The organism is Streptomyces qinglanensis (assembly GCF_900111245.1).
GTDB classification, from domain to species: Bacteria; Actinomycetota; Actinomycetes; order Streptomycetales; family Streptomycetaceae; genus Streptomyces; species Streptomyces qinglanensis.
Window position 1 is genome coordinate 164,840 of record NZ_FOGO01000017.1, and the last position, 7,683, is coordinate 172,522.

Consider the following 7,683-nt stretch of genomic DNA (forward strand, 5'->3'; position numbering starts at 1 on the left):
GGTCCGTCCGCCGGGCTACGGCGTGTGGAAGTCCACCTCCGGATTCTTCCGCGAGGGACCGTCCAGCAGCGGGGCCGGGAGCCCGCGCAGTTGCCGGTCGAAGAAGGCCGTCACATACCGGGTGGTGATCTCCCCGGACCGCTTTCCGGACAGCGGCGCCTCGGGGTCGGTGATCCCGGCCTGGCCGCCCAGGATCGGCAGGTCGATGAAGGTGAAGTGCCCGGAACCGGCCACTGTGAGCCAGCGCTTCCAGCCGTGCAGGCGGTGCCAGGTCCGCGGCCACGTCGGGTCGGCCGCGTGCGGAGTGTGGCCCTTCCGGGTGCCGAGCATGAGCGTCGGCCGGCCCAGTCCCGCCCGCGGCACGGGCTCGAAGAAGGTGCCGTCCAGGTTCGCGGCGGCCCGGATCCGGCGGTCGGTGCCCGCCGCCACCGCTGCCGCGTTGCCGCCGAGTGAGTGACCGGCGGCGCCGATACGGTGAGGATCGATCAGGGCCGCCCAGCGGGCGGCCCTGCGCCCCGTGCCGCTCTGCGCTCCCTTCCCCGCACCGGTCAGCCTGTCGACGGCGAACGAGATGTCGGCTGCCCGGTCGCGCGCCGCCCGGGCCAGCCGCTTCTTCTCGCCCTCGTCGGTCGGCGCGTCCTCGACGATCCCGCATGCGACACAGGTGAGCGTGCGGCGGCCGGGCAGTCCGGTGAAGGTCGTGCCGAAGGACTCGTAGGCGTGGTCGAGCAGGGCGACGAGAAAGCCCTGGGAGGCGAGTTCCTCCGCGAGCGTGGTGAGCGTCGCGCGGTGCAGCGTGAACCCCGGCGAGAGCACGACCAGCGGATGCTTCCCCGGGGCCGGTCGGGCCCCCGGGCGGGCGTTCGTGCGCACCGAGGCGAGCCGGTCCGCGGGGAAGGACGTGTCGAGCTTCAGCCCCTTCAGCAGTAGTTCCGCCTCCTCGGCCGACAGGTACCGCGCGCTGTCACCGCGGCCGCCGCTGCGCCGGGCCGGGTAGAAGACCGATGCCATCAGTCGGCGCGGGCCCGCGGAGGGCACCCAGGGGTCGCGGCGCTCCGCGTCGGTGAGTTGCAGCGTGTCGCGTCCGACCGCCCAGCGGCCCGTGGGCCGGGGGACGGACAACCGGTCGGCGCGGTTCGCGGCTGCGGCGGCGGTCGTCCGGCCGGCGTGCGCGCCGCCCGCCGGGGCCCCTTCGGCGGGGGCGCAGGCAGTGGCCGCGGGGGCGAGCAGAGCGGCGGCCAGCAGGGTGGCCGCCGCACGGTGTGTACGGATCATGTCCCGCAGCGTAGGAACCCGCCCACCGCGCCCGGCACCCGCGAAAGCCGGTGCCGACCCTGCACTTTCGGCAGATGCGGCGCGGGCGGGGAAGAAGCCGCGGCCGGAGACCCGCAGCGGTGCCGTGGCGGTGCGTCCCGGAGTCCGGACCTGGGGAGCGCGTGCCTGCCCTCTTGGCAGGCACGCCGCCGCACGGCAGGGTGAACCGCGCCCACCCGTCCCCCACTTCGGAGTGCGCGCATGAAGACGACGAACGGCGCTCCCCGCATCCCCGCCGCCCGGCAGCGTGGGACCGCGGGAGGGAAGCGCAGCGCCGCCGCCGTCGTGACCGGGGCCTTCGCTCTGGTCGTCGGGCTTCGACCCCGACGGCTGAGCGCGGGCCGGGACTCGCCGCAGCACACCGGGTACGCCGAGGCGGCAGTGCGCCTCTTCCGGCACACGGCCCGGTGAGGGAGCCGGCAGGCGGGCACCTCGCCCGCCTGCCGGCTCCCCTGTGCATCGCCCGCCGGGGCGTCCCGGGCACCCGGACCGCCGGGCGAGTCCCTGCCCCCGGCAGCGGTGGGCAGAGCAGCTCAGACCTCCAGGTTCGCCTCGATCCGCCGCAACTGGTGCCGTGCCATGGCGAGGTTGGCCTTGCCTGCGTCCAACGCGATGTAGAGGAAGAGCCCGTTGCCGCTCTTGGCCCGCAGCAGGCGGATCAGGTGGTACTGATTGCTGAGGGTGATCAGGATGTCCTCGATCTCGTCCTTGATGCCCAGGTGCTCCATCGTGCGCAACTTGGACCGCACGACATCCGTGTTCCCTGCGGCGGCGACCTCGAGGTCGAAGTCCTTGCCCCCGCCGAGGGTTCCCAGAGCCATACCGCTGGTGTAGTCGACCAGGGCCACCCCGATCGTGCCGTCGATGCTGCTCATCGCTTCCTTGAGGGAAGCATCGGTGTTCGACATGGTGTCCTGTTGTCCTTTCGTCGGTGCGTTGATCGACCCGGTGCGCTTCGTCCGGTGCGCTTCGTCCGGTGTGCGTCGTGCGGGCGGTCCGGGGGGTCGTCCGGTGCGTGCTGCGGTGGCCGTCACTCCGGAGCCGGGGCGTTGCGGCGGCGGCGTTCCAGCGGGAGACGGCGGCGTTCCAGTGGCGGCCGGTGCTCGGGCGACGGGCGGTCCCCGACCGGGTGCGGAGCCGCCGGACCCTGGACGGCGGCCACGAGTGCGCCGATCCGCGCGGCCGTACGGCGCCCCTCCAGATGCAGTCGGCCGACATTGATCCGGTCGTCCGCGAGCAGCGTCAGCACCGCGGACGACCCGGCCGCGTACGTGGCGACGTACCCGAGTTCCCCGTGGATCAGCAGTTCGCGGAAGGCGCCGCGTGCCGTGGCCTCGTTCATCCGGAAGGCCAGGCCGAGCGCGGCGGCGGTGAGCGCGGCCAGCGGCTCCGCCTCCGGGCGTTCCCCCGTCCGCGCCGGCGCCATGTCCTCGGCCAGGACGAAGCCGTCCACGGTCGCCGCCAACGCGCCGGCGACCTGCGGAACCCGGGCCCGCAGCCCACGCAGTTCCTCGCCCACGCTCTGCTCCGCCGCCATGAGCACTCTCCTCTCGGCCCGCTGCCGGAATCCCTTGATCACAATGCCTCCAGCGCGTCCCGCAGCCGGCGCAGCAGGGCGATGTCCGGCTCCGCGAACACCGGCCCCGGTGGTCCGGAAGGAGGCGCCCCACCAGTGGTGGCCCCGGTGTCCGCGTCCGGGAACCGGCCTCCCGGGCGCGGACACCGGTCGGGCACACCTGCCGCCGAGCGGTCGTGCGGCGCCGGGGCCACCAGACCGGCAGCGGCCAACCGGCGCAGTTCCACGAGTGTGTGGAAGGCGGGCCGCCCGAGTGCGCGGGCGATGTCCGTCGCGGTGCGGATGCCGTCGGCCAACTCCAGGATCCGAAGCTGCCGGTCCGGCACGGCTCGCAGCCGGCTGCTCTGCCCGGGCGCCGAGGCGGACCGCACCTGCCGTCCGGTCGGATGCGGTTGCGCACCCTGCGGCGGCCCACCGGTCCGCGCCGTCGGATCGGCCGGATCCCCGGGCGGGGCAGCGGCGCCGGCCGGCACGGGCGGCAGGACGTCCAGGCGCGCGTCGGGCCAGATGCGGTCCAGGAAGGCCAGCCGACGCACGGTCTCGCGCTCCACCACCAGCGGCACGACGCCCCCGCAGGCGCCGAGCCAGTGCCGTACCCCGTGCCGGAATCTGCCGGGCCCGCCGCCGGGCGCCAGCACGAAGAAGGCCGCGTCGTACAGCGCGACGCCCCGGCACAGTTCCAGTACCCCGGCGGGGACCCGGCCGGAGGCCACCAGGTGCCACGTCCCCCCGCCGTCCCGCCCCGCCTCGGTCATCGCCGCCTCCCAGCACGCCCGGGAGAGGGCGCAGCCCCGGCTGAGCAGGATCTCCAGCCCCGTGGCCGCCGAACTCTCCGCGTGCACGATGTGGCCGTCGACGAGGAAGAGAGTGCCCCCCGCACGGGTGAAGGCACCGGTGGCGCGCTCGGCCGCGAGCCGGTGCAGCGTCGAGGGGGTCGGCGAGGAGACCGGCGTCGTGGGAACGCGGAACGGCACGGTGCCCGCGTATGCGGCACCGGGACACGCGGTGCCGTGCGGCACCGGGATGCGTGGCGCGGGAGCGGCCATGCCGTGCGGCGGCGCAAGGCCCGGTAACGGGCGCGGCGGGTCCTCCGGCGTACGGTTCCTGCGCTCTCCCCCGCCTCCGGCCGGTTCGGGGCCGGAGCGCGGCCGGGGCTCCGGGGCCGGGACCGCTCCCATCAGAGCACCATCCGGCCTGCGATCTCCGCCAGCCGTATCCGGGCCAGCGCGAGATTGCCCTCGTCCCGGGCGAGCCACAGGTGGAGGAAGAGCGTGCCGTCCAGGGCGCCGGTCACGAACCGCAGGAGGTGGTAGCTGTCGCTGTTCGTCGCGATGATGTCCTCGACAGCCGGCACCGCGCCGCCGCGGTGCGCCGCGGAATCGGAGAGGTCCGGGGTGCCGGGAGGGACGGGAGGGGACAGATGTCCGGAGGTGGCGTCCGGGTCGCCGGGACCCGGGCTCGGGCCACTGCCGGGAGAGCCTGCCCGAGGAGCGTGCGGAGCCTGCGGAGGCGTACCGGGGGCCGGCGCCGCGGGATCGCCCGGGGTGCCGAGCGTGGAGAGCGGGCCGAGGGAGCGGTACTCGGCCACCATTCTGGCCAGCTCGGCCGTCTCGCAGGCGGCCGCCTCGTGGTCCCCGCCGGGCGGCTCCCCGGCGACCCCGAGCGACAGTCCGCTGATCCAGTCCACCACCGCGGCACAGCGAGCGCCGGGCAATCGCATCGCCTCCAGGAGGCACTCATCGATTCCGGGCACGCTGCTCTCCCCTCCCCGGCACACCACATCGCCGCCGAACCCGCCCGGCCACGGACAGTGAGGCTCACACTACGCATGTGCACGGCACAGCAGCGCGCGTTCCGGCATTTTCCCGGGGAACATGCCAAGACCGCCCCGAAGTTGACCAAACCTCTTCGAGTAAAGGCCATTTGAGCGCTACTTCTGATCGAATTAGATCGAGTCTCCGGGCATGCGGAATGGCCGACTCGACCCGCCCCGCACGGGAATGCCCTGGATCCACGCTGTACGTCTCAGGCGGTGCGGACCGCGACGCCCCGGACGAGCCGGAGCCGCGGACAGCTCCTGCGCGCGCCCCCGCCCACCGACAGGCCGGAAACCGGGTGCAGGCCGTACCCGGGCCGCACTCAGGCGGTGGCGGTCCGGCGCGGGGTGAAGGAAGTGGCGTATACGACGGTGACCAGTACCAGCGCCATCGGCACCAGCATGGCCGCGCGGTAGTTCCAGACGTCGCCCAGCGCGCCCACCAGTGGCGAACCGATGAGGAATCCGACGTAGTTGAAGATGTTGAGGCGGGCGACGGCAGAGTCCGAGGCGCCTGGGAAGAGCCGTCCCGCAGCCGCGAACGTCTGCGGGACGAGCACGCACAGCCCGAGCCCGAGCAGGGTGAACCCGAGCATGCCCGTTCCCGGGCCCGGAGCCGCCGCCACCGTGCCGAACCCGAGCGCGGCCAGCAGCGCTCCCGCGCGGACGACTGCCGCGGCACCGAATCGCCGTACCCCCAGGTCGCCGAGGGAACGGCCGATGAGCGTCGTCGCCATGTAGACGTTGTAGGGGACGGTGGCGAGCTGCTCCGAACTGCCCAGCACGTCCTGGAGATACTTCGCGCTCCAGTTGGAGACGGTGGAGTCCCCTATGTAGGCGAAGGTCATCACCAGGCACAGCGGCAGCAGCAACCGGAAGGCGGCCACCGGCTGCCCCGCCCCGGCAGCGCCGGGCCCCTCCTCCAGGTCCGGGCCGCGACCGGCGTCCAGGTACCACCGGCTGCCCAGCAGGGCGGCGGGCAGCAGCACCGCGGCGACGGGCAGGTACGACCCGAGGAGCGGCAACTGCCCGTGCGCGCCCACCCAGGCGAGCGTCGCACCCACGATGCCGCCCAGGCTGTACGCGGCGTGGAAGCCCAGCATGATGCTGCGTCCATAGCGGTACTGGAGGCTCACCCCGAGCATGTTCATCGAGGCGTCCAGCGCCCCGACCCCGACCCCGAAGAACGCGAGTGCCACCGCCAGGTGCAGCACGGCATCTCCCGCCGCGACACCCAGCAGTGCCAGCAGCACCATCGGCTGCGACCACCGGAGCACCAGTCCGGGTCGTACGCGCTTGACGAGGTGCTCCGCCCCCACGCTCCCCGCCCCGGCGAGCACCGGAACCGCCGCGAGGAAGGCCGGGAGCAGGGCGTTCGATATGCCGTATCGATCCTGCACAGCGGGGATGCGCGTCACCAGCAGTGCGAACGCGACGCCCTGCGCGAAGAAGCTGAAGGCGAGCGCGGCCCTGCCGTGCCGCATCCGTGTGTCCACCATGGCCGGACAGCGTATGCCGCACTGCTACCCACGGGTAGACCGATCACGGTTCGGATTCCCGGCAGTTCTCCCCGTTCGGCGACCGGATGCCGAGGCGGGCGCGAGCGCGTACCGGCCAGCCCGTCTCCGGGCCCTGCCGCGGCGCCGGGCGAGCCGGATCGGCCCCCGGGCCTCCCTGCCGTGCGGAAGCGGAAGGCGGGGCCCAGGCTGGGGAGAGCGGGAAGGGGCCGCGCGGACGGCGCGCGGCAGCAGTCGACGCGGCGCGCCCGCGCGCCGACGTCGGGCGACAGGCAGGCCGACGTTCGCGCCGGCAGGCAGGTCGACAGGAACGGACGGAGCCGAGGCCATGGCACGGCTGCTGATCGACAGGGACGATCTGGTCGTCCGGCCGAGCTGGTGGCAGAGGGTCGCCACAGGACACCGGGAGATACGGGTACCGCTGTCCGCGGTGACGCGGGTCGGCGGCGCCTCGGCGTGGTGGCGCCCGCTGCGGGGCCGGGCGAAGCGGACCAGCCATCTGCCCGGGCTCGCGCATCTCGGGGTCTGGCGGCATCCGGACGGGCAGGATTTCGTCGCGGTCCACCCCTGGAAGCCGGTCGTGGTCGTCGAGACACGGGGGCAGACCCGGTTCGCGCGTATCGCCGTCTCGGTACGCGACACACGGGCGGCGGTCGGCGTCCTCCCGGACGACCGCCGTTGCGACCGCCCCTTCTGCTGACGGGATGCGGACCGTCCACCACCGGTGACACCACCGGGGCAGGCCGGTGTCTTCCCGATTCGTGGCGGTGTGCGCAGGGGTGGGTACTGGGGGTGTGGGGGCGGGGGTGTGGCGGGGTGGGTGGTGTGAGGCCGCCCATAGGGTCCAGGCCACGTGCGACCCGCCCTCGTATGTCCGGAATGCCGGTATCGGGGTGGGTGCGGGGTCAGCATCCCGGGCCGGGTGTGGGGGACTAGGTCGGGTCGTAGGTCACATGTTTGCCGGGGTGGGGGGTGTCTTGCGCACGGTGGGCCCCACGCCGCGCAACCACACCTCCGGCAGCCCCGTGCCGGGTGCGGCGTCACGTCCCCCACGCGAAAGGCCCCCCCCTTCCCCATGCGCACCACCCTGAGCACTCTGACCGCCGTCCGTCCCACCCGTCGTGTGGCCGTCAGCGGTCTGACCGTCCTGGGTGCGGCCGGTATCGCCGCCACCGCCCTGACCGGCACCGCCCACGCCGCCCAGCCCGACGCCGCCTCCCCGGCCGCCCACCGGGCCGCCGCCACCGCCCAGCACCTGACCACCCAGGCCACCCAGGCCGAGCAGAGCGCGGACAAGGCCGCCAAGGACAACAGCAAGAGCAAGGACAACAGCAAGGGCGAGGGCGAGGGCAAGGGCAAGTACGCGGACAACCTCGACGGCTGGATCCGCGAGGCCCGCGCCGTCATGGCCAAGCACGACATCCCCGGCAGCTACGACGGCATCAAGCGCAACATCATCC

General features: G+C 73.9%; 8 protein-coding genes and 1 pseudogene. 3 read left to right on the forward strand and 6 right to left on the reverse strand.

The window, feature by feature from the left end; translation table 11 throughout:
- Positions 1-15 precede the first annotated feature (15 nt).
- Positions 16-1,275, reverse strand: coding sequence for an alpha/beta hydrolase family protein (locus BMX65_RS28055; protein ID WP_075003152.1), 1,260 nt, complete (start codon positions 1,273-1,275; stop codon positions 16-18).
- 240 nt (positions 1,276-1,515) lie between these two features.
- Between BMX65_RS28055 and BMX65_RS28060 the strand changes: the two genes are divergently transcribed.
- Positions 1,516-1,725 (forward strand): hypothetical protein, encoded by a 210-nt coding sequence (locus tag BMX65_RS28060; protein WP_075003153.1) that lies wholly within the window; start codon positions 1,516-1,518, stop codon positions 1,723-1,725.
- A gap of 122 nt (positions 1,726-1,847) precedes the next feature.
- On the opposite strand, the gene BMX65_RS28065 is transcribed toward BMX65_RS28060, so the two are convergent.
- From BMX65_RS28065 to BMX65_RS28085, 5 genes are all read right to left on the reverse strand, one after another.
- Positions 1,848-2,222, reverse strand: a complete 375-nt coding sequence (locus BMX65_RS28065; protein ID WP_075003154.1) for a hypothetical protein — start codon at positions 2,220-2,222, stop codon at positions 1,848-1,850.
- Positions 2,223-2,344: 122 nt separating this feature from the next.
- Positions 2,345-2,851, reverse strand: a complete 507-nt coding sequence (locus tag BMX65_RS28070) for a roadblock/LC7 domain-containing protein (protein WP_107437603.1) — start codon at positions 2,849-2,851, stop codon at positions 2,345-2,347.
- A 38-nt stretch (positions 2,852-2,889) separates the two neighbouring features.
- Complete coding sequence (locus BMX65_RS28075; RefSeq protein ID WP_075003175.1) at positions 2,890-3,864, reverse strand: hypothetical protein; 975 nt, start codon at positions 3,862-3,864, stop codon at positions 2,890-2,892.
- A 203-nt stretch (positions 3,865-4,067) separates the two neighbouring features.
- The gene (locus BMX65_RS34380) at positions 4,068-4,643 is read right to left on the reverse strand and encodes a hypothetical protein (RefSeq protein WP_075003156.1); all 576 of its coding nucleotides are present in this window, start codon (positions 4,641-4,643) and stop codon (positions 4,068-4,070) included.
- A gap of 386 nt (positions 4,644-5,029) precedes the next feature.
- Positions 5,030-6,205: an MFS transporter gene (locus BMX65_RS28085; protein WP_075003157.1), complete on the reverse strand. Its 1,176-nt coding sequence runs from the start codon at positions 6,203-6,205 to the stop codon at positions 5,030-5,032.
- A 346-nt stretch (positions 6,206-6,551) separates the two neighbouring features.
- On the opposite strand from BMX65_RS28085, the gene BMX65_RS28090 reads away from it, so the two are divergent.
- Positions 6,552-6,923, forward strand: coding sequence for a hypothetical protein (locus tag BMX65_RS28090; protein ID WP_075003158.1), 372 nt, complete (start codon positions 6,552-6,554; stop codon positions 6,921-6,923).
- Between the two features lie 375 nt (positions 6,924-7,298).
- Positions 7,299-7,683, forward strand: a pseudogene (locus BMX65_RS33095) (transglycosylase SLT domain-containing protein); the annotation flags it as partial.